16 protein-coding genes are annotated in these 22,124 nt (G+C 62.5%); 11 read left to right on the top strand and 5 right to left on the bottom strand.

Features of this window, described 5'->3' with window-relative positions; translation table 11 throughout:
• Window positions 1–4: 4 nt before the first annotated feature.
• From WN982_RS13635 to WN982_RS13625, 3 genes are all read left to right on the top strand, one after another.
• Window positions 5–1,402: an EAL domain-containing protein gene (locus tag WN982_RS13635; protein ID WP_341312511.1), complete on the top strand. Its 1,398-nt coding sequence runs from the start codon at window positions 5–7 to the stop codon at window positions 1,400–1,402.
• Window positions 1,403–1,589: 187 nt separating this feature from the next.
• Window positions 1,590–3,089 (top strand): ATP-binding protein, encoded by a 1,500-nt coding sequence (locus tag WN982_RS13630; RefSeq protein ID WP_341312510.1) that lies wholly within the window; start codon window positions 1,590–1,592, stop codon window positions 3,087–3,089.
• A gap of 64 nt (window positions 3,090–3,153) precedes the next feature.
• The gene (locus tag WN982_RS13625) at window positions 3,154–3,420 is read left to right on the top strand and encodes an alpha-hydroxy-acid oxidizing protein (RefSeq protein WP_341312509.1); all 267 of its coding nucleotides are present in this window, start codon (window positions 3,154–3,156) and stop codon (window positions 3,418–3,420) included.
• Between the two features lie 51 nt (window positions 3,421–3,471).
• On the opposite strand, the gene WN982_RS13620 is transcribed toward WN982_RS13625, so the two are convergent.
• Together WN982_RS13620 and WN982_RS13615 are read right to left on the bottom strand one after the other, a co-directional pair.
• On the bottom strand, window positions 3,472–4,116 hold the full coding sequence (locus WN982_RS13620; RefSeq protein WP_341312508.1) for a response regulator: 645 nt from the start codon (window positions 4,114–4,116) through the stop codon (window positions 3,472–3,474).
• 106 nt (window positions 4,117–4,222) lie between these two features.
• On the bottom strand, window positions 4,223–5,317 hold the full coding sequence (locus tag WN982_RS13615) for a porin (protein WP_341312507.1): 1,095 nt from the start codon (window positions 5,315–5,317) through the stop codon (window positions 4,223–4,225).
• 514 nt (window positions 5,318–5,831) lie between these two features.
• On the opposite strand from WN982_RS13615, the gene WN982_RS13610 reads away from it, so the two are divergent.
• From WN982_RS13610 to WN982_RS13585, 6 genes are read left to right on the top strand one after another with little or no spacing between them, the layout of a single operon-like run.
• Entirely contained in the window at window positions 5,832–6,983 is a 1,152-nt protein-coding gene (locus WN982_RS13610; RefSeq protein WP_341312506.1) for an ABC transporter substrate-binding protein, read from the top strand.
• 19 nt (window positions 6,984–7,002) lie between these two features.
• Window positions 7,003–8,040 carry a branched-chain amino acid ABC transporter permease gene (locus WN982_RS13605; RefSeq protein ID WP_341312505.1) on the top strand — a complete coding sequence of 346 codons (1,038 nt, stop codon included), beginning with the start codon at window positions 7,003–7,005 and terminating at the stop codon, window positions 8,038–8,040.
• Window positions 8,037–9,845 carry a branched-chain amino acid ABC transporter ATP-binding protein/permease gene (locus tag WN982_RS13600; protein WP_341312504.1) on the top strand — a complete coding sequence of 603 codons (1,809 nt, stop codon included), beginning with the start codon at window positions 8,037–8,039 and terminating at the stop codon, window positions 9,843–9,845. Before WN982_RS13605 ends, WN982_RS13600 begins: the two co-directional genes overlap by 4 nt.
• The gene (locus WN982_RS13595) at window positions 9,846–10,568 is read left to right on the top strand and encodes an ABC transporter ATP-binding protein (RefSeq protein ID WP_341312503.1); all 723 of its coding nucleotides are present in this window, start codon (window positions 9,846–9,848) and stop codon (window positions 10,566–10,568) included.
• 22 nt (window positions 10,569–10,590) lie between these two features.
• Window positions 10,591–11,019: a 2-dehydropantoate 2-reductase N-terminal domain-containing protein gene (locus WN982_RS13590; RefSeq protein ID WP_341312502.1), complete on the top strand. Its 429-nt coding sequence runs from the start codon at window positions 10,591–10,593 to the stop codon at window positions 11,017–11,019.
• 41 nt (window positions 11,020–11,060) lie between these two features.
• A complete protein-coding gene (locus WN982_RS13585) occupies window positions 11,061–11,831 on the top strand; it encodes a class II aldolase/adducin family protein (RefSeq protein WP_341312501.1) in 771 nt (256 codons plus the stop codon).
• Window positions 11,832–11,959: 128 nt separating this feature from the next.
• On the opposite strand, the gene WN982_RS13580 is transcribed toward WN982_RS13585, so the two are convergent.
• On the bottom strand, window positions 11,960–13,417 hold the full coding sequence (locus WN982_RS13580; protein ID WP_341312500.1) for an HDOD domain-containing protein: 1,458 nt from the start codon (window positions 13,415–13,417) through the stop codon (window positions 11,960–11,962).
• 91 nt (window positions 13,418–13,508) lie between these two features.
• Window positions 13,509–15,323, bottom strand: coding sequence for a sensor domain-containing phosphodiesterase (locus WN982_RS13575; protein WP_341312499.1), 1,815 nt, complete (start codon window positions 15,321–15,323; stop codon window positions 13,509–13,511).
• A 368-nt stretch (window positions 15,324–15,691) separates the two neighbouring features.
• On the opposite strand from WN982_RS13575, the gene WN982_RS13570 reads away from it, so the two are divergent.
• A complete protein-coding gene (locus WN982_RS13570; protein ID WP_341312498.1) occupies window positions 15,692–17,041 on the top strand; it encodes an EAL domain-containing protein in 1,350 nt (449 codons plus the stop codon).
• A gap of 228 nt (window positions 17,042–17,269) precedes the next feature.
• Window positions 17,270–17,833 carry a peroxiredoxin gene (locus tag WN982_RS13565; RefSeq protein WP_341312497.1) on the top strand — a complete coding sequence of 188 codons (564 nt, stop codon included), beginning with the start codon at window positions 17,270–17,272 and terminating at the stop codon, window positions 17,831–17,833.
• A gap of 970 nt (window positions 17,834–18,803) precedes the next feature.
• Here the strand turns inward: WN982_RS13565 and WN982_RS13560 are convergent.
• Window positions 18,804–22,124, bottom strand: coding sequence for an efflux RND transporter permease subunit (locus WN982_RS13560; protein ID WP_341312496.1), 3,321 nt, complete (start codon window positions 22,122–22,124; stop codon window positions 18,804–18,806).

Below are 22,124 nucleotides of genomic sequence, written 5' to 3'. Positions count from 1 at the left end.
CGGAATGACCACCATCGCAATCGAGAATTCGCGCCGGACGGGTGTTGCGCCGGATGGCGCAGACGACGCGCAATTGAACGCCAGTTTTGCCCGTCAGCCGATCCTGAATCGGGACGGCATGCTATGCGGCTATGAGATCAAGGTGCGTGCGCCGGATCTGCCGGCCGCCGACTCGAGCGCGGCAGCGGCCGGCGCCGCCGGTGCGGGCTCGAACGCAAACGCGAACGCCGACGCCTTGCCGGGTCGCGAGCCCGAGCCGGCGCAACAGGTGGCGCGAGCCGTCATTCGCGGTCTGCTCCAGAGCAACGTGCGCGGCGCGCTCACTGGGCATCCCGCCTACGTGGACGTGAGCCGCGACATGCTGTTCGACGACTCGATCATGCACCTGCCTACTGACCGCTTCATGTTCGAACTGTCGTCTGCGCTCGAAGTCGACGAGGCGTTGATCGCGCGGATCGTTCAGCTGCATGGGCGGCGCTATCGCTTCGTGCTCGATGAAGTGACCCAGCCCAACGAGGCGTTCGCGCGGCTCCTGCCCTACGCGGATGTCGTCAAGATCGATTTCACGCGCGCCTCGGGCGCGCTGCTGCCCAAGCTGAGCAGCGTACTCAAGTCCGCGGGCAAGCTGTTGATCGCAGCGGGCATCGATGCGCCGGCCGATTTCGAAACGGCGCATGGGTTGGGCTTCGACCGTTTCCAGGGCTACTTCTTCGCGCGTCCCCAGACCTCGATGACGCGGCGTGTCAGCGCGCCACGGCACGCATTGCTGAATCTGCTGCAACTGCTGGCGGGCGAGCCGACCGTCGCGCAACTCGAAGCCGAACTCAAGCTGAACCCGGTGCTGGTGATGCATCTGATGAAGCTCGCGAATTCGAGCGGGCTGGCGGTCGGCCACAAGGTGACGACCCTGCGCGAAGCGATCAACGCGACCGGCACCGATCGGATCGCCCGCTGGACGCAGTTGCTGCTATACGCGGACGGGCGCAAGGTCGCGCTGGAAGACGATCCGTTGCTGCAACTGGCGGCGACCCGCGCGCGTTTCATGGAACTGGCGATCGCGCGCTTGCCCGAAGCCGGGCGTGACGAAGCCGACGCGGCGTTTCTGACCGGCGTGTTTTCGTTTGTCGATGCGGTGTTTGGCGGCTCGCTCGAGAGCACGTTGAACGTGCTGACGCTGTCGCGGCCGATCCAGGCGGCGATTTTGCATCGCGAGGGCGTGCTGGGGGTGTTGCTGAAAGCGGTTGAAGCGCTGGAGCGGGGCGCATGGGATGAGATCGATACCATCTGCGCGCGCTTGCAGCCGCTGACGGCGCAAGAGGTTGCGCAGCTTGGCCTGGCGGCAGGGGCATGGGCGGGGACAGCGGATCGGAGCGCGGAGGGCCTGGAGCGGATTGAGGATTGAGTTTGGCGCGGGCGGGGCGCGATTCTCATAACTGATCTAATGAACCTCGGCCGAGGGCCGACGGTCGACTAAAGAAACCTTTAGCCGCACGCTCCATTTCGACCCTAGGAACCCATATCGACGATGCGTTAAGCTGCGTTCAGGCCTTTTTGCACGGCCGTTACACTTCGTCGCTGGGCCTGAACGAATGGAAACGTCCCCCGTATTCGAACTGTTGGATGCCGATCGCCTTGCGCTTCTTCAATCGCTGAAGACGTGCATCATCCTGCATGACGCAGAAACCAAGGCCATTCTTTGGGCCAACGCCGCGGCATGCAACGCGCTGGGCTTCACCGTCGAAGAATTGCTGCCGCTGAAAGCCCCTGATATGACCCGCAAAGCGGAGAAGTATCGGCACGAGATCGGTTTGCAGTGGTTGAAGGACGCGGTGGCGAACGGCGAGAGCATCATCGAATGGTGCTATCGCGCGAAAGACGGCACGGAAATCCTCTCCGAAGCGGTAGCGACACGCGTCAAGCTGCACGATCGCGACGTGCTGATGGTTCAGTTCAGGGACATTGCCGCCGAGGAACGGATCAAGAAAGATCTGAAGCGATTCGAGACCCGCCTCAGGGAATTCATGCATGACCTGAGCGAAGGCATCGCGGTGCTGTCGGCAAGCGGCGAAATCAAATATCTGAGCGAGTCGTCGTGCCGGCTGCTGGGCCTGCAGGCAGATGTTTCGACACTGATGAATTTCACCGCGTTATGCGATGGCGCGTCGCGGCAGGTCGTGCTCGCGCAGCTCGCCCAGGCTGAGCTGCGCCACGAGCCGACTTCGTTTCGTTACCGGATCCGCAATGGCGACGGATCGCTGCGCTGGCATGACGCGTTCTGCCGCCATGTCGAGCTGGAAGACGATCTGAGCGGCATCCTGCTGCATTTTCGCGACGTGACGCCGCAAGTCGAGGCCGAGGAAATGCGCCGCGTCAGCGAGCGAAAGCTCGAGTACCTCGCGCGCTACAACGCGATGGGCGAAATGGCCATGACGCTTTCGCACGAACTCAGCCAGCCGCTCGCGTCGGCGCGTAATTTTCTCGAAGGCGGCATGATGCGGCTCAACGCGTCGCCCGGTACGCCGGAAGACGTGATGTGGGGGCTGGACAGCGTGCTCAAACAGGTCGAGCGCGCGTCGGTCATCATCAAGAGCGTGCGTGATTACGTGGTGAAACTCGAGCAGGTCGAGGAGGCGATCGACCTGAACGCCATCGTGCACGATGTCGAGTATTTCATCGCGCTGAAAGCGCGCGAGGCCGGCGTGCCATTCGAATTCGCACTGGGCGATCAGCCGTTATGGGTTCGCTGCGAAAAAGTCCTGATCGGACAGGTGATCCTCAATTTCGCATTCAATGCGGTCGAGGCCATGCTCGACGTGTCCGAGACGTTACGTTTCCTGACCATCAGAACGTGTTCCGAGCGCGGCCGGGCGGTGCTACGCGTGTCGGACACCGGCGTCGGAATCGATCTCGGCCAGCATGAGAAGGTATTCGACGGTTTCTTCACGTCGAAGCTCGGGGGCAACGGCATCGGGCTTTCGCTCTGCAAGAACATCGTTTCCCGGCACGGCGGCGACGTCTGGGCCGAAGCCAATCCGGGCCGGGGGACGTCGTTCTGCTTTTCGCTGCCGCTGCAGGAGCGGGATGACTGAGGCGCAGTCAACCGCGGCATCTCCGTGGCACCTCCGCTGCACCTCATCCATACCTCCAACACCGATGAAAAGACATCTTTCCAGTCCGGCTCAATTTTACCGTGCCTGCAATGTCGACGGACTCCGGCTGCTGGCCCGGCGCCGGCTGCCGAATTTCGCGTTCGAATACCTGGGCGGCGGCGCGGATGACGAGGTGACGATGCGGGCCAACCGGAGCGCGTTCGAACGCTGGCGCTTCGTGCCGAAGGCGCGTGAAATCGACCGTACGCTGGGGCAACTCGGGTGTCCCTCGATCGACGCATTGGGGCCGAAATTTCTGCGCGCTGCGTAATGGTTGGTAGAGTGCCAAATGAGAGGCCGGCGGAGAGCCGGCCTTTGAAGCCTACTCGTGCGGGTGATGCGCGGCCATCGCGTGCCGCGCTTCGATTACGTCCTTGAGCAGGCTTGCAATGGACGTCGCGCCGAGTTTCTCCTTGATGCTCGCGCGATAGACGTCGACGGTTTTCGCGCTGATACCCAGTTCACGCGCAATCAGCTTGCTTGCCTTTCCTTCGATCACGCCGTTCAGCACTTCCTGCTCACGCGGCGTGAGCGCGCGGATGCGCTGGATCATCGCCTGGCGGTGCTGATTCGCCCGATGCGTTTCGCTCGCGACGCGCATCGCTTTCTGGATCCGTTCGAGCATCTGCTGCGAGTTATACGGTTTTTCGACAAAATCGATCGCGCCGTTTTGCAGCGCGCGTACCGACATCGGGATATCGCCGTGACCCGACACGAAAATGATCGGCAGCGAGACACCTTGGCGGTTGAGTTCAGCTTGCAGGTCGAAGCCGCTGACGCCAGGCATGCGCACATCCAGCACCATGCAGCCCGGCACGCTGGGATCGAATTGTTCGAGGAACTCCACCGGGCCCCGAAAGCAGCGGGCCTGAATCTTCACCGAGGCGAGCAGCCAGGAAAGCGACGTACGCATGTCCTCATCGTCATCGACGACGTACACAATGGGGGACTGGGTGGGTGCGTCCATGACGTGCTTCGGCTCGCTGCTGTGAGAAGAGCTGGCCGCCCGGAAATATCGAGCCGGTCAGCTGTCATCGTAGCGGTTCAAAAAATTGCGGTAAACGAATCCGCGCCTAGAACATGTGCAACATGCCGACCACGACCGAGTTCGAATTCTGGCCCGGCTTGGGTGCGGCGAGCGCGGCGGGGCCGCCCGCATTGTTCAGGGAGAAGGCGGCGGCGTCGCCGTTGCGCACTTCGGCGGCGCCCGCATACACGATGGTGCGCTTCGACAACGGATAGTCGTAACGGATGCCGAACGAATCGGCGTTGCCGTCGCTATTGGCGATCTTGCGATAGTGGCCGTAGCTGAGCAGCAGTTTGCCGACGCTGATCGGCACTTGTGCACTCGCTTCGAAAAAGTCGGAATGCGGATTCGCATAAGTCGAGCCAGCCATACTGGCGACGTCCTGGCCGCCGCGATGCCGTACATAAACGAAGGCCGGCTTCACGAAGCCGAAGTTATACGACACGCCGGCAAGCGCGTAATTACCGCCCTCCACCGGGCTGCTTGCCGTGAGCGTCGTGACCGGGCTGAAGCGTTGCAACTGGTAGCCGATATCTACTGACAAATTGTTGTACACGTAGTTGACGCCGCCGCTGTAGGTGTCGCCCAGCGACGCCGGCGCGTTGTTCGACGAGCCGTTGTTGCCCCGTGCGACTAGCGCACGCGCCAGGAATCCGCCCATGCGCGGCGACACATAGCGCACCGAGTTGCTCACGCGCAGCGACGGGCCATAGACGAAGTTGTCGGCCGCATTGCCCCAGCCCAGACCCGCACCGTAGGCGGGCAGCGAATACGTGACGAGAATCGTGTGAATCGGCGTGTAGTTGACGCCGGCCTGAAACGCGCCGAACGACCCCGCGAGGCCGACCCAGGCTTCACGGCCGAACAGCGCGCCGTTCTGACCCGCTGCGCCGTTAAAGGAATTGAAGCCATTCTCGAGCTTGAAGATGGCGCGCAGCCCGCCGCCCAGATCCTCGACTCCTTTAAGTCCCCACGAGGTGGCAGCGATATCGCCGCTGCCCATGTGGACCACGTGATTGGGCCCGAAGTTCGAATATTCGATCGATGTGTCGATCCGGCCGTACAGGGTGACGCTCGATTGAGCAAAGACCGGCGCTGCGCACAACATCAACGCCGACGTGAGAATGATTCGCTTGGCCATACTGTTTATTCCCCTGGAGTAAAAGTCCGCTACGTGTCTCGTTGTTTTAGGTGAGGCAGCCGCCGAAGGCGACGCCGGCAAATGCAAGGTTTTTCCGCAAGACAGTAAGCAATGCTTATTGAAGAAGATTCAGACTGAAACTTTCACCCGCGGCAGCACCGGCAGTGCCACGGGGTGTCCGAACGACGAGGGGCAGTCTAAGCGAACGTTTTTTTGGCGGTAACCCAAGGAATGCACGTTTTCTACCGGGAAAATCTTTAGGCGCGCGCTTATTTCGTCACCGGCGTTCCTGCTGTCTGGAGCAGCGCCGCGTGCAGCAGGCTTGCTCAGCCGCCCATGCTTCGATCCCGTACCCGCCTAAAGATTTTCCTGGGGTGGGCGGTGGTTTGGTTGGGTTACCGCCAAAAAAACGTTCACTTAGACTGCCTTCACCGTTTAACGAGTGGGCACGTCATTCGTGAGCAATCCAGAAGTCATTCATTGGTATCAGTCAACCTGTCCTCGGGGGTTTGCAATGTTGTTGAAGAAAATCTCGACGGTGGCGCTCGTCGCCGTGGCCGCTGCATGTTCGCTGCCGGCATACGCCCAACTCAAGGTCGGTGTGATTACTTCGTCGACGGGACCGACTGCGCTCGTCGGCATTCCGCAGAAGAACACAGTGCCGTTGCTGCCGAAGAAAATCGGCGATCTGAGCGTCGACTATATTTCGCTGGACGATGCGAGCGACCCCACTGCATCGGTGACCAACTTCAAGAAGCTGATCGCCGAAAACAAAGTCGACGCGATCATCGGGCCAACCGGTTCGCCTAACGCGATGGGCGTAATCCAGTTCGCCGCCGAATCCGGCACGCCGATGCTTGCGCCGGTCGGCACTGCGGCCGTGGTCCTGCCCATGACCGAGCAGAAGAAGTGGGTGTTCAAGACCACGCAAAACGACGATCTGATTGCTCAGGCGCTGGTCGACTATATGGTCAGGACCAACGTGAAGACGGTGGGCTTTATCGGCTTGAACGATCCGTACGGCGAGAACTGGTACCGGGTGTTCTCGGGCCTCGCGAAGACCCACGGCATTCAGATCACCGCGAACGAGCGCTATCAGCGCGCCGACAGTTCGGTAACGGGACAGGCGCTGAAGGTGATGGCGAGCCGTCCGGATGCAGTGCTGATCGCAGCGCCCGGCGGCGCCAGCGTGCTGCCGGAAGCGACGCTGTACGACCTCGGCTACAAGGGCAAGTTTTATCAGACACACGGCGCGGCATTGCCCGATTTTCTGAAGCTGGGCGGCCGCAAGGTCGAAGGCACCGTGCTGGCCGCGAGCCTGATGCTCGTGTTGCCCGAGATGCCCGACAGCAATCCGTCGAAGAAAGTGGCGACCACTTATATCGATGCCTATCAGAAGCTGAACGGCGTGAGGCCAGCCACCTTCGGTGCGAATGTCTACGATGCCGGCCTCTTGCTCGAACGCGCGGTGCCGATTGCCGAAAAAGCGGGGCGCCCAGGCACACCGGTGTTTCGCAGCGCATTGCGCGACGCGCTCGAACAGACCCACGATCTGGTCGGCACGCAAGGCGTCTACAACATGAGTCCCGCCGATCACAGCGGTTTCGATGATCGCGGCCGCGTGCTGATTACCGTCAAGGACGGCAATTGGGCGCGCATCAAGTAAGCCACGGTCGGATGTCCCGATGAACGCTCAGATTGTTTTGATCCTCGGTCAGGACGGCTTCACCAACGGTGCGATTTATGCGTTGCTGGCGTTGTCGATCCTGCTGGTATTCAGTGTCACCCGGGTGTTGTTCATCCCGCAGGGTGAATTCGTGGTCTACGGTGCGCTGACGATGGCGGCGATGCAAGCGGGCAAGCCGCTGCTCGTGGCCTGGTTGCTGGTTGCGTTTTCGGTGGCTGAAGCAGCGGCGGACCTCGTCGAGCGCTATCGGCGCACGCGCACGCTCCGCCTGTCGGCCACCGGGTGCGGGAAGCTTGCTTACGCGTTCGCGCTGGCTGGAATGGTGCATATGTTGCCGGTGGCGCAACTGCCCGTTGCGGTGCAGGCGCTGCTGACATTCGCGCTGATCGTGCCGCTCGGTCCGCAGTTGTACCGGCTCTTCTATCAACCCCTTGCCGGATCGTCGGTGCTGGTGCTGATGATCGTGTCGATTTCGGTGCATTTGGCGCTGGTCGGTTTGGGTCTGCTGATCTTCGGTCCCGAGGGCGCACGCATCACACCGTTCATCGACGTGCCGCTGCAACTCGGCGCCATCAACCTGAGCAGCCAGGCATTGCTGATTATTTCTACATCCGTATTGTTGATGATCGTGATGCGCCAGGCGTTCGAACGCACCGTCTATGGCAAGGCGTTGCGTGCGGTCGCGTTCAACCGGCTGGGCGCCCGGCTGATGGGTATTTCGCCGGTATTCGCAGGCAAGGCGACGTTTTTCATTGCCGCGCTGATCGGCGTGCTGTCCGGCATTCTGATCGCGCCGCTCACTACGCTCTATTTCGATTCGGGTTTTCTGATCAGTCTGAAAGGCTTTGTCGGCTCGATTATCGGCGGGCTCATCAGCTATCCCGTCGCGGCGGCCGGTGCGTTTCTGGTGGGGCTGATCGAATCGTTCTCGGCATTCTGGGCCAGTCCCTACAAGGAGATCATCGTTTTTACGCTGCTCATTCCCGTGCTGCTATGGCGCTCACTGAAGAGTCATCCTGTTGAGGAGGAAGAATGATGCCTCGCCGCATCTTTCTCTGCGTGCTGGTGTTGCTGGCGATCGGGCCGCTGGTGCTGCCGCCGTTTTACGTGACGCTGCTCAATTACATCGCCCTCTATGCGCTCGTGACGCTCGGCCTCGTACTGTTGACCGGCGTCGGCGGCATGACCAGTTTCGGCCAGGCAGCCTTTGTCGGCATTGGCGCGTACACCACCGCTGTGCTTAGCGTACAGGGCGCTACGTTACCGGCGTGGATCGGTTGGCTCGGTGCATCGCCATGGCTGACGCTCGTGGCCGGTTTGCTGTTGACCCTGGCGGCGGCCTGCCTGATCGGTGTGCTGACCTTGCGCCTGTCGGGCCACTTCCTGCCGCTTGGGACAATCGCGTGGGGCCTGAGTCTCTATTACGCGTTCGGCGCGATCGGCGGACTGGGCGGCAATACCGGCATCGCCGATATTCCGCCGGTGACAGTGGCCGGCATCAGCCTGCGCGACGGCGCGCGCATGTATTACCTGATCTGGTTGTTCCTGCTGGCGGCGATCGTCTGTACCGGCAATCTGCTCGATTCACGCGCGGGCCGCGCAATACGGGCACTCAAGGGCGGTACGGTGATGGCCGAAGCGATGGGCGTCGATACGGCGCAGGCGCGCATGGTGATCTTCATCATCGCTGCGCTGCAGGCGAGCGCGTCCGGCTGGCTCTATGCGCATATGCAGCAGTTCGTGAACCCGGTGCCGTTCGGCATCCAGATGGGGATCGACTATGTGTTCATGGCCGTCATCGGCGGCGCGGGGCAGGTGTGGGGCGCGCTGCTGGGCGCGGGCGTGTTCACCATCGCGAAAGAGTGGCTGCAGGACATCCTGCCGAAGCTGCTCGGCGAAACCGGCAACTTTGAAATCATCGTATTCGGCTTCGGCATGGTGTTTCTGCTGCATTACGCGCGTGGCGGATTGTGGCCGCTGCTCGCGCGCCGGTTGCCGGTCATCGGGCGGAGCATGCGCCGGGCGGGTCTTCGCGTGGACGCGAATGCCGCCGCGTTGCCGAGGCGGTCCATGCCGCCAAGGGGCGAAGTTCTGCTGGAAGTGCGCGACGTCACGCGCCGCTTTGGTGGTCTGGTGGCGAACGATTCCATCAGTCTGACCGTGCATGCAGCGGAGATCGTCGCGTTGCTGGGGCCGAACGGCGCGGGCAAGAGCACGATGTTCAACCAGATCTCCGGCGTCGATACGCCGACCTCCGGCGAAGTGGTGTTTCGCGGCGAGCGCATCACCGGCATCGGCTCGAGAAAGATCGCCCAGCGCGGCATGAGCCGCACCTTCCAGCACGTGCGGTTATTGAGCCGGATGAGCGTGCTCGACAACGTCGCGCTCGGTACGCACCTGCGCGGCAACGGTGGCGTGCTGCGCGCCGCGTTCCGGTGCGGGCAGGCCGAGGAGCGCAGTTTGCTGGCCGAAGCGGCGCGGCAGATCCAGCGGGTCGGGCTGGGTGCGTATCTGAACGAGGAGGCCGGGGCGCTCGCGCTAGGTCAGCAGCGCGTGCTGGAAATCGCCCGGGCGCTGGCGTCCGATCCGTGCCTGCTGCTGCTCGACGAGCCTGCTGCCGGTCTGCGTTATCAGGAAAAACGCGATCTCGCCGAGTTGCTGAACAAACTGCGCGCAGAGGGACTGGCGATTCTGCTGGTCGAGCACGACATGGACTTTGTGATGAACCTGGTCGACCGTGTGGTGGTGATGGATTTCGGCAAGAAGATTGCCGAGGGTCTGCCGGCCGAGGTGCAACAGCATCCGGCCGTGCTCGAGGCCTATCTGGGCGGGGAGGATTGAATGGCCGGACAAATGCTGGATGTACGCAACCTGTCGGCCTCATACGGCAAGGTGCGCGCGCTGTCGGACGTCAGCCTGCAGGTGGGGGAAGGGCAGATCGTGACCGTGATCGGGCCGAACGGCGCGGGTAAGACCACGCTGCTGTCGGCGCTGATGGGCGTGCTGCCGTCGGAGGGCGAAATTGCATTTTGCGGCTGCCATCACGCGCATGCGCAGATCGAGGACAGGGTGGCAGCCGGTATGAATCTCGTGCCCGAAAAACGCGAGCTGTTCGCCGAAATGCCGGTGGAAGACAACCTGTTACTGGGCGCGTTCAGCCGGATTCGGCAAGGACATCCCGACCATTCGCAGACGATGCAGGAGGTCTATGAGTTGTTCCCGCGCTTGAAGCAACGCCGCACCCAGGCCGCGGGCACCCTCTCCGGCGGCGAGCGCCAGATGCTGGCTGTCGGCCGCGCGCTGATGGCGCGGCCCAAGCTGCTGATGCTCGACGAACCAAGTCTGGGTCTCGCGCCGCTGATCGTGCGGGAAGTGTTCCGCATTGTCGCCGCGTTGCGCGAGCGTGGCGTGTCGATCCTGCTGATCGAGCAAAACGCGCGCGCCGCGCTGAAGGTCGCGGACTATGCCTATGTGCTGGAAACCGGCGCGTTGACGATGGAAGGACCGGCGGATCAGATCGCGCGGGACTCGCGAATCGTCGACGTCTACCTGGGATTGGCTTGAAATGGCTTGGATAGGAGAACAAGTGCGTCGCGGCGGTATGCCGTCGTCGCCGAAGATTTGCGTGGCCGGCGCGGGCGCGATTGGCGGCACCCTGGCGGCGCGGCTCGCCGCCGGTGGACTGAAGGTCAGCGTGTTCGCGCGTGGCGCGACACTAGCGGCCATTAGCCGGCGCGGTATCGAACTGACCGATCTGTCCGGGTCGGCCCAGGTGAAGGTGCAGGTCAGCGATCAAGCCGAATTCGGTATTCAGGACATCGTGTTCGTGTGTGCGAAGGCTCATGCGTTAGCCGGTTTGGTGGCGTCCATCGAACCGATGCTCGGCGAAGAGACGCTGGTTGTGCCGGCGGTCAACGGCGTGCCGTGGTGGTTTTTCGGTGGTCAATGCGGTGGCCTCGATGGCGAATCGATATGCGCCGTGGACCTTCGAACGACGCAGCGCGCGCTTCGATAAAACGCGCGCGATACAGCTTTGCTTTTTAACCGGAAACAGTCATGACATACGCCATCCTTTCTGACATCCGCAAGCCGGCTCACATCGACGATGCCGAATGGGCGCTGCGCATTCAACTGACCGAGTTCTACCATCTGGTTGATTACATGGGCTGGACGGAAATGATCTTCAACCATATCTCGGCGCGCTTGCCCGGGGCAGACGCTCATTATCTGGTCAATCCTTTCGGCCTGAACTACTACGAAGTGACACCGGACAACCTGCTGAAGGTCGACCACGAGGGCCATCTGGTCGAGCCGTCGCCGTATCCCGGCAACCCGGCCGGGTTCGCTTTGCATAGCGCGATTCATGGCGCGCGAGAAGACGTGCATTGCATCGTCCACACGCATACGACACCGATTTCGGCCATTGCGTTAAAGGAAGAAGGCTTTCGTTACGACGACTTTTACGGCGCGCAGCTGTTTGGACGCGTGGCCTACCACACGTTCGAAGGGATCACGCTGTTCGCTGACGAGAAGGCGCGCATGCTGGCCAGCCTCGGCGACAAGCACGTGCTGGTGCTGCGCAACCACGGCATTGCCGTTTGCGAGAAGGATATTCCGGGCACCTTCATGCTGCTGTGGACCGCCCAGCGCGCAGCGGAAATTCAATGCCAGGCGGCGGCGCTGCGTGGCGACGATGTACCGCTGTCGGACGCCATCAAGGAGCGTTGTTCGCAACTGGCGGCGCAACTGATCCGCAACGATCGGTTCGCGATCAAGCTGTTTGATGCGATGGTGAGGAAGATGCGGAGTGCGCGTCGGGTTGGCTGAGGGGGCGACGGCAGCATCAGCTGCGTCGCCTAAGTCGGGCCGAGAGTTTCAGTCACTTGATCGGCCAACTCGATTCAGGGCAAATGCGGGAGAACTGAAGCACCGTGATCAACGATCACGCCACATCTTCACATCGTCTCCATTTCCTGCATTTGCCCCTGGGCGAAAAAACGTCCTAGCTCCCTGGCCAGTTCATTCAGCGCGGCCATCTCTTTCTGTGAGATCCGGCGCACCTCCTGGGTATCCGACCAGTCGCCGTATAGTAGCGCGATGGTTTTCTCGGTCTCGTCGACCACCGGCAGCAGCACGAACGCGCGCGTGTCGTCGAACGAGCGGCGGAACCACTCAGGCAACCGCGCGACCATCTTCGGATCGCGCGCGTTCTCGATGAAGATACCCACCGAGTTCGCTATCGCGAGATGAAATACGTCGGGCTCGAAGGCGGTGCTGAACGACAGCCTCGGCAGCGCCGCGTCGATTTTCGGGCCGAGACCGAGGCGCGCCCTGAAGGTGCCGTTGCTGTGCTTGACGAACACAACCGTGCGCGCAAATCCGAGGCCGGCCAGCACGGTTTCGGAGGCCATTGCCAGCGCCGGCGCGAGCGGGCTGCCGGCGGGCAGGGCACGCAAATCTTCGACCCCTGCCGTGATGCGCGCTTCCGGATTGAGCGCCTCGCGCGCAATTGCGTCCGCATTGGCGCGCAACTCGACGATCTCGCGCATCACGCCGTCGCCGCCTTCTTCACGGGCGAGCGCGACGCTCATATCGAGCAGCACCTCCGGGTCGGTGTTCAGCGCGCGGCTGTAATCATGGGCCAATTCGCCGATGCGGGATTCGCGTTCCCACTCCGGCATGTTCTGCTGGGTCAGCACGCCGGCCACGGCCGTCGAATAGTTGGTGATGGCGCGCAGCCACTGCACCTGGCGTGGCTGCTCGGTATCCTGCGGATCGAACTCGCCCATGCCCGAGCGGATCATGTCCGGCAGACGCCAGCGTGTGGCCGCTTCCATGCCGATTTCGTCGAACGTTACGCCGAGTACGAGGACGCAGGCGTCGGATTCGAGCGTGCCGCTTTCGATGTGGCGGCGGATCTGATCCCACTCTGCGTCGAGATAGAACACCACCAGCAGCTTGCCGATCTGGCGCATCAGCGTGCAGACCACCGCCTCTTCGCCGGCGCGCAGATCGCCGCGCTCAGTCAGCTTGCGCGCGACGCAGCCCGACAGCAGCGTGCGGTTCAGTTCGAGTTTCGCGTCGATGCGGCGCGGCGCGCTGTGATGAAAGTGATCGACGATCTTCAGGCCGACGACGAGGTGGCCGACCGCGTCCATGCCGAGCACCATCAGCGCGCGCGACACGGTCGTGATGTTGCCGCCGAACGCCATATACATGGCCGAGTTGGCCAGGCGCAGCACTTTTTGCGTCAACGCGAAATCCGATAACACGACTTGCACGAGTCCGGTGAAGTCGAGGTCGTCGTTGTTCATTGCCGCCATGGTGGTACGCAGCGACTGCGACAGCATAGGGAAATCGCCGCGCTCGCTCATCCGCGTCCAGAGCCTGTCGAGCACCGCCGCCTTTACCATGTGATTCCCGCAAAAACCATACATGTTCCAATGAGTGCCACGCCGGCGCGAAGCCGGCTTGTTCAGCTGCACAAGCGCTTCGCCCGCATCGCTATGCGGCGTGCAAGTGTAGCGTGCGTGATTCGAAACGCTGCGCGAGTTCGTCGGAGGGCAACGCCTTGCAGACGAGCCAACCCTGAATATGGTCGCATCCCATTTCGGTCAGAAGGGTGCGCTGTTCTTCCGTTTCGACACCCTCGGCGACCAGTTCGAGATCGAGTGTTTGCGCGAGACCCACGACCGCGCTAACGATTGCCTGATCGTTCCGGGAGGTTAGCAGATTCTCGACAAAGCTCCTGTCGATCTTGAGCTTCGCGAGAGGGAATCGCTGCAGGTAGGCGAGGCTCGAATAGCCGGTGCCGAAATCGTCGATGGCGAAGCGAATGCCCATCGCGGTGAATTCCTCGAGCAGGCCTTTGGCGTGCGCCGGGTCGTGCATCAGCAGGCTTTCGGTGATCTCGAACACGACGCGGCGCGGATCGATGCCGGTCAGTTCGATCGCTTCGCGTACGGCGTCCTTGAAACGCGGATCACGGAACTGCTGCGGCGACACGTTCACGGCCACGTACTGCAACGAGATGCCCTGCGCGTCCCACTGGATCAACTGCATGCAGGCCACCTTCAACACCCAGTTGCCGAGGAAGTTGATCAGGCCGATCGACTCAGCAAGCGGAATGAACATCGAAGGGGGAACCAGACCGTGCACGGGATGCAGCCAGCGGATCAGCGCCTCGACGCCGACCACGCCATGCGTGCGGCTGCTGGTGATCGGCTGGAAGTGCAGTGAGAACTCGCCGTTGCGCACGCCGTCGTACAGATCGGCTTCGAGCTTCAGACGTTCGGCGTCGGCCGGGTTGTCGTCCGGCACATAGAAGGCGAGCGTGTTGCCGCCGGCCGCCTTGGCCTGTTGCAGCGCATGGTCGGCCCAGCGCAGCAGATGCGTGTCGTGCGCGGCGGTGTCGTTGACGTGGCGCACGTCGGGGTAGAGCGCAATGCCGATGCTCGCCGACAGATGCACCTGCTGGCCGTTGAATACGTACGGCTGCAGGATCGCGGTCAACAAGCGGCGGGCTAGCGCTTCGGCGGCCGCCGCCGCGTGGGTGCGGTCCGTCGCCGCCTTCACGAGGATCGCGAACTCGTCGCTGGCCACGCGCGCGATCGTCTCGCTCGGGCTCGTCATATTCAATAGACGCCGCGCGGTGTCGCGCAGCATTTCGTCGCCGGCGTCGTAGCCGAGCGCGCGGTTCACGCGCTGATAGTCGTCGATGTCGAGCAGCAGCAGAGCGGCCGGCGTGCCGTGCGCGTCGGCTTGCTGTTGCGCGTCGAGCAGCGCGGGGATCAGCGCCGACTGGTTGGCGAGGTTGGTCAGGCGGTCGTGATGCAGCGCCTGGGTCAAGCGTTCCTCAGTGGCTCGCCAGGCCGACACGTCGAAACCGGCGATCGCGTAACCGTCGATGCCGCCGTGGTTGTTGCGCACCACGCGCAGTTCGACCGTGATCGGGTAGGTCAGCGACTTGATGAGGCTGAGCGTAGCTTTCTCGACGTTGCCCGTCGTGGCGGCGCGCGCGAGCAACGCGTCGAGGCGCTGGACGTCGGCGGGCGCCACCAGATCGTGCAGCGTGATGGTCTCGAGATACTCGCGGTGGTAGCCGATGAAGCGCAGACTGGCGTCGGAAACATAGAGAAAGCGCAGTTCGTGATCGACGTGCGCCAGCAGGTCGACGGCGCCGACCACTTGTTCCAGTTGCGCAGCGCGGCTTGCGTCCAACTGCGGTTTGGGCTCCGCGCGCCGGCCGAACGCCCGCAGCCGGTCGATGACCGTGCGCAAGGAGCCCCGGCGGGGCGCGGTGATCCTGTTCGCTTCCATGTTTGTCGCTGGGAACCTGTGTTCGTCTGCAGGCGAGGCGGCTTGCTGCCCGCCGTGCTCTCGGGCGCTCGAGAGGTATCAGGCCGCCTCATCAGAACAGGATAACGACCGGCGGCGGGAAATCTTTAGCGCCGCCGGTTGAAAAAAACCGTTGGTAAGGAATGGCTGCGCGAGTCGCCACCGCGCCGGGATCGATTCGGTTAAAGTGCGGGCTCGTTGTATCCGTTAACAGGGGCAGAGCCAAGGGCAAACCGAAGGGCCGAACTGAGGACCAACCCGACGGCGGCAAACCCCTGCGGCAAGCCGCTATGCAGCGTCGGCGCGTTACGCCGCTGCATAGCGTTTCCGAATCCACGCACCGATGATCCATGTCTGAACGTCACCCTGTCAGGGCCGAGCCCGGGCACGTCGAGGTGCTTGCTCAACGCGCCGACAGCGTCGATCCGGCCACTCAGGCGCAGTTTGTCTCGCAGTTCGTCTATCTGGGCCGCCAGCCGATTCTCGATCGCGACGGCGCGCTCAATGCTTACGAATTATTGTTTCGATCCGGCGCGCATAACTACGCCGAAGTCAGCGACGATGCCCAGGCGACGGCGCAGGTGGTGGCGCGCACGATCGGCGGAATCGGTGTGCCGGCGGTGCTGGGCCCTCACCGCGGTTTCGTCAATATCGACCGCGCGCTGCTGTTCAACGACATCGTCCATCTGATGCCGCCCGAGCGTTTCGTGCTCGAGATCCTCGAGACCGTGACGTTCGACGCGCAGCTGGTGCGCCGGCTGACCGACTTGCGCCGCGCCGGCTTCCAGGTAGCGCTCGACGATGTCAGCGAACTGTCGAGCGAGCTGATCGCCGTGCTGCCGTACGCCGATATCGTCAAGATCGACTTCCTGCTCACCCAGCCGGCGGCACTGGCCAAGCTGGCCTCGGTCGTGCGCGGCCACGGCAAGACATTGATCGCCGAGAAGGTCGAGACGCGCGACGATTTCATGTTGGCGCGCGAGCTCGGCTTCGATCTGTTCCAGGGATACTTCTTCGCGCGGCCGCAGGTGCTGGCCGCGCCGCGCAACCGCTCGCCGCGGCCGGCCTTGCTGCGTTTGCTCGCGTTGCTCTCGCGCGATGCCGGCATCGTCGAGCTCGAAGCGGAACTGAAGCTCAATCCGAGCGTGGTGGTGCAGTTGCTGCGCCTCGTCAATTCGAGTGCGTTCGGCTTGGGGCGCGACATTGCGTCGTTGCGCGAGGCCGTCATCGCCACCGGCACGCGGCAGATTACGCGCTGGGCACAACTGCTGCTCTACGCCGACGGCGGCGATCTGCCGTGGCGCGCCGATCCGCTGGTGCAACTGGCGGGCACGCGTTCGCGCTTCATGGAGCTGGCCGCAAACTGGCTGCGCCCGGCCGACGACGATTTTGCCGATGCGGCTTTCATGACCGGTATTTTTTCGCTGGTCCACGTGGTGCTCGGCAGCACGCCCGCTGCTGTGCTCGAGAAGCTCGGCCTCGCGCCGCAGATCCGTGAGGCGATCGTCTCGCGCAGCGGTCCGCTCGGTACTTTGCTGCGCATTGCCGAAGCGGCGGGCGAGGGCGCCGATGCCGCGTCGATCGCCGCCGGTTCCGATGCGCCGGCCGGCTTCGCCGCGCTTACGCCGGAATTGCTGGCCGAACTGAACCTGTCGGCGGCTGCGTGGTTCGGCGCGCATATCGAAGAGGCGGCTGCCTGAAGCTTGCGCGCGGCGCTCGCCGTGCTGCCGGGCTTCGCCAGGCTTTGCCGCGTGGTTCCATGCGGCGCGGTTGCGAGCGCTGACTCGTGCGCCGCTTGTAGGCTAGTTCTGACGCACTTGACCCGGACGTGGTCCAATAGCGAAGGAGGGTCGAGCGGTGTTCGGATGAACGCCGCGCCCCTTGACTCATTGCACGAACTGCGTGCATTCACGCTTGGAGGGCTGCAGATGAAGAAGAAAATCATACCGGTGGCGCTTGCTGCCGTCTTGTCGGTGGGATTCGCGATGCATTCGCTGACGGCGTCGGCGACGCTCAAGCCGGGCGACGCAGCGCCGGCGTTCACCGCGCAGGCATCGCTGGGCGGTAAGACCTACACCTATTCACTTGCCGACGAGTTGAAGAAAGGACCGGTGGTGGTTTATTTCTATCCGGCGGCTTTCACGCAGGGCTGCACGATTGAAGCCCACGAGTTTGCCGAGGCCGTCGATGAGTACAAGAAATATGGCGCGACGGTGATCGGCGTGTCGCACGACAACATCGACACGTTGACGAAGTTTTCAATCAGCGAATGCCGCAGCAAATTCCCGGTGGCCGCCGATGCCGACTCGAAGGTTATCGGCGAGTACGACGCCGGTTTGCCGATGCATAGTTCGATGGCCAATCGCGTGTCGTACGTGATCGCGCCGAACGGCAAGATCATCTATGAGTACACGAGTCTGTCGCCGGAGAAGCATGTCGAGAACACGCTTAAGGCGGTGAAGGATTGGGCTGCGACACATAAGCAGCCATAAGGTTTGGGGCTGCGCGATGCCAGGGTGATTTTTTTGCCTATGCGGCGCTTGTTGTCTGTTTGCCTGCGGCGTTGGCCTTTCCTTGATTTCTTAGTGGTCTATTAGCGTCGCCCCTGTGCGGGGCAGGCACTTACTTTCTTTGCCGCCGCAAAGAAAGTAAGCAAAGAAAGCGGCTTCACCCCGCTAATTCTTAAGCGGGTCCCCTGGCTTGGAGGAGGTAGTGGAGCATCTGGAATCGGTGTTCTCGCACACTCCGCGCTGGTGACAAGGCAGTCATACTTCCGGCGGCGCTGCGCGCGCCGTAGCGGTACTTCACAAAACCTACGGGCCCACCGGGCCCGTAGGGTGCTTCCGGCGCCTGCGGTGTTCACGCGTAAGGGCTTGTCTTTACTGCGCTGACGTAATTCGCAGCTACGTTTCGTTTGGCGAGATGGCTTGCAATTCACAGTTGCATTTCGCTCGGCGAAGTGGCCGGCATTTCCACAATTCAGCGCCTCGCCGAGGCGAAGCCGATGGCCCCCACCGCGCGCAAACAACGCCCCTGGTTTCCCTCGCAGACCGTTCCGGCGAGCACGCAGTGAGAGGCGGGAAGAATGACGCCGGAAGCGCGTACGCCCATCGGTTTTGAGAAGTACCGCTACGGCGCGCGCAGCGCCGCCGGAAGTATGACTGCCTTGTCACTCACGCGGAATGTGCGAGAACACCGATTCCAGATGCTCCACTACCTCCTCCAAGCCAGGGGACCCGCTTAAGGGTTAGCGGTGTGAAGCCGCTTTCTTTGCTTACTTTCTTTGCGGCGGCAAAGAAAGTAAGTGCCTGCCCCGCACAGGGGCGACGCTAATAGACCACTAACAACTCAAGGAAAGGCCAACGCCACAGGCACACAGAGATAAGAAGCGCCGCATAGGCAAAAAACAAAGACCACCTCCGCAGGCGCACAAACCAATGCCGCCGCCAAAGGCAAAGAAAATCAAGAGGGAGCAATCCCGGTCCCTCGAGCCTTCCTCGACTCCCACCGAATTCGAATCCGATCCATATAAAGATAAACCACCGGCGTGGTATACAAAGTCAGCATCTGGCTGACAATCAACCCACCCACAATAGCAATCCCAAGCGGAGCCCGAAGCTCCGCCCCTTCCCCTCGTCCAAAAGCCAACGGCAACGCCCCCAGGAGGGCCGCGCAAGTCGTCATCATGATCGGCCGAAACCGCAGCAAACAAGCCTGAAAAATCGCATCTCGCGACGACAACCCCTGCCGGGAGGCTTCAATAGCGAAGTCGACCATCATGATGGCGTTCTTCTTCACGATGCCGATCAGCAAGATCACACCAATCAGAGCAATGATGCTGAATTCAGTCTTGAACAACAGCAACGCAAGCAACGCCCCAACGCCCGCGGAGGGCAGCGTGGACAAAATCGTCAACGGATGGATATAACTCTCATACAAAATCCCAAGCACGATATACACCGCCGCCAAAGCGGCCAGAATCAGAATCGGCTGGTCGGACATCGACTGCTGAAACGCCTGGGCCGTCCCCTGGAAACTGCCGTGAATCGTCCCCGGCATGCCGATCTGCGCCATCGTGTCGTAAATCACTTGCGTCGCTGTCGATAACGACACGCCCGGCGGCAAATTGAACGAAATCGTCGATGCGACGAACTGGCTCTGGTGATTCACCGACAACGGCGTATTCCCCGGTCCGAAGCTCGCTATCGCCGACAACGGCACCATCGTTTCCTTCGAGGTCGATACGGCCGCACCTGACGAAGCACTCGACTTGCCGCTCGCCGCAATCGAATTGATCGCCTGGTTGCGCGCGGAATCGGCGGCAATACTCGCCGCGCTCGATGCGGTCGTGCCCGCCGTGCCACCTGTCGACGCACTGGTCGAAGACGAGGTCGATGTGGTCGCCTTCGACGTCACGGTCCCGGCCGGCGCATTAGTGGTCTGCGCGCCGCTCGCGCTGCCCCCCGAGGTGCTGATGTAAATCTGCTTCAGCATATCGGGGCTCTGCCAGTACTTCGGCGCGACTTCCATCACGACGTGATACTGGTTCTGCGGGTTGTAAATCGTCGATACCTGGCGCTGGCCGAACGCGTCGTACAGCGTGTTGTCGATCTGCGCCGGTTTGATACCGAGGCGCGAGGCGCTCGCGCGGTCGATCGTCACCATCGATTCGAGACCGCCTTGCTGCTGGTCGGAATTCACGTCTGCGAGTTCGGGGCGCGCTTGCAGCGCCTCGGTGAGCTTCGGTCCCCACAGGTACAGATCGGTGGTCGAATCGGCCAGCAGCGTGAACTGATACTGCGCATTCGATTGCCGGCCGCCGACGCGAATGTCCTGCACCGCCTGCAGGAAAGTTCGCGCGCCGGCCACGTCGCCGAGTGGGGCGCGCAGTTGCTGGATCACCTGGTCGGCGGATATCTTGCGCTCGCTTTTCGGTTTCAGCGACACGAACATGAAGCCGAAGTTGGTCTGTCGGCCGCCGGTGAAACCGGCCACGCTGTCCACCGCCGGATTCCTGCCGACGATCTCCATCATTTCCGAGAACTTGCCCTTCATTGCCTGGAACGACGTACTCTGGTCGGCCTGGATGCCGCCGATCAGCCGGCCCGTGTCCTGCTGTGGAAAGAAGCCCTTCGGCACGACGATGTACAGCCAGATGTTCAGCCCGATGGTCGCGAGCAGAATCGTCACGATCAGGCGCGGATGCAGCAGCGCCCAGCCAAGCGTGCGTTCATAGCCGCGGTGCATCGACGTGAAGCCGCGCTCGAGCCAGCGTCCAAGACGTCCTTCTTCCTTCTGCTCGTGCGGCTCGCGCAAGAGGCGCGAACACATCATCGGCGTGAGGGTGAGGGAGACCATCAGCGACACCGCGATCGCCAGCGAAAGCGTCAGCGCGAACTCGCGGAACAGCCGCCCGACAATGCCGCCCATCAGCAGAATCGGCAGGAACACGGCGACCAGCGAGATACTGATCGACAGCACGGTGAAGCCGACTTCGCGCGCGCCGAGAAATGCGGCTTGCATGCGTGGCACGCCGTTCTCGATATGCCTTGAGATGTTCTCCAGCACCACGATCGCGTCGTCGACCACGAAACCGGTCGCGATCGTTAGCGCCATCAATGAAAGATTGTCGATCGAAAAGCCGAGCAGGTACATCGCGGCGAACGTGCCGATGATCGAAATCGGCACGGCGACGCTCGGAATCAGCGTTGCGCGCCAGTTGCGCAGGAACAGGAACACCACCATCACCACCAGCGCCACCGCGATCATCAGCGTGCGCTCGGTGTCCTTCAGCGACGAGCGGATCGTCGTGGAACGGTCGGCGGCCGGCGCGATGTCGACGTCGGCTGGCAGTGACGCGTGCAACTGCGGCAGCATCGCGGTCACGCGGTCGATGGTTTCGATGATGTTCGCGCCCGGCTGGCGGTACAGAATCACCAGCACCGAATGCTTGCCGTTGAAGAGGCCGAGGTTGCGCAGATCCTCGACCGAATCGACTACTTCCGACACATCGGAGAGCCTCACCGCCGCGCCGTTGCGATACGCGATCACGAGGTCGCGGTACTGCGCCGCCTTGCTGGCCTGGTCGTTGGTATAGATCTGCACGCGGTTCGGGCCGAACTCGATCGAACCTTTCGGGCTGTTCGCGTTGGCCGCGGCGAGCGCCGCGCGCACGTCTTCGAGACCGATGCCGTAGTGGAAGAGCGCCTGCGGTTCCAGTTCGACGCGCACCGCCGGGTTGGCGGAGCCGCTCACATCCACTTCGCCGACACCGTCCACCTGCGACAGCGACTGCTGCAACACGGTGGCAGCCGAGTCATACAACTGGCCGGCGGTCAATGTCTTCGACGTCAGCGCCAGAATCAGAATCGGCGCGTCGGCGGGATTCACCTTGTGGTACGTCGGGTTGCTGCGCAGGCTCGCCGGCAGATCGGCGCGCGCGGCGTTGATGGCCGCCTGCACGTCACGCGCGGCGCCGTCGATGTCTCGGTTCAGGCCGAACTGCAGCGTGATCCGCGTCGAGCCGACCGAACTTTGCGAGGTCATCTCGGTCACGTCGGCAATCGAGCCGAGATGCCGTTCGAGTGGACTGGCGACGCTGGTCGCCACCGTGTCCGGACTTGCGCCCGGCAGCGTCGCCTGCACCGAAATGGTCGGGAAATCGACCTGCGGCAGCGGCGCGACCGGCAGCTTGGTGAATGCGAAAATGCCGGACAGCGCGATGCCGATCGCCAGCAAGGTGGTGGCGACCGGGCGGGAGATAAACGGACGCGACAGGTTCAT

The sequence above is a fragment of the Paraburkholderia sp. IMGN_8 genome (assembly GCF_038050405.1).
GTDB lineage: Bacteria > Pseudomonadota > Gammaproteobacteria > Burkholderiales > Burkholderiaceae > Paraburkholderia.
This window is presented reverse-complemented; position numbering and strand designations above follow the sequence as displayed.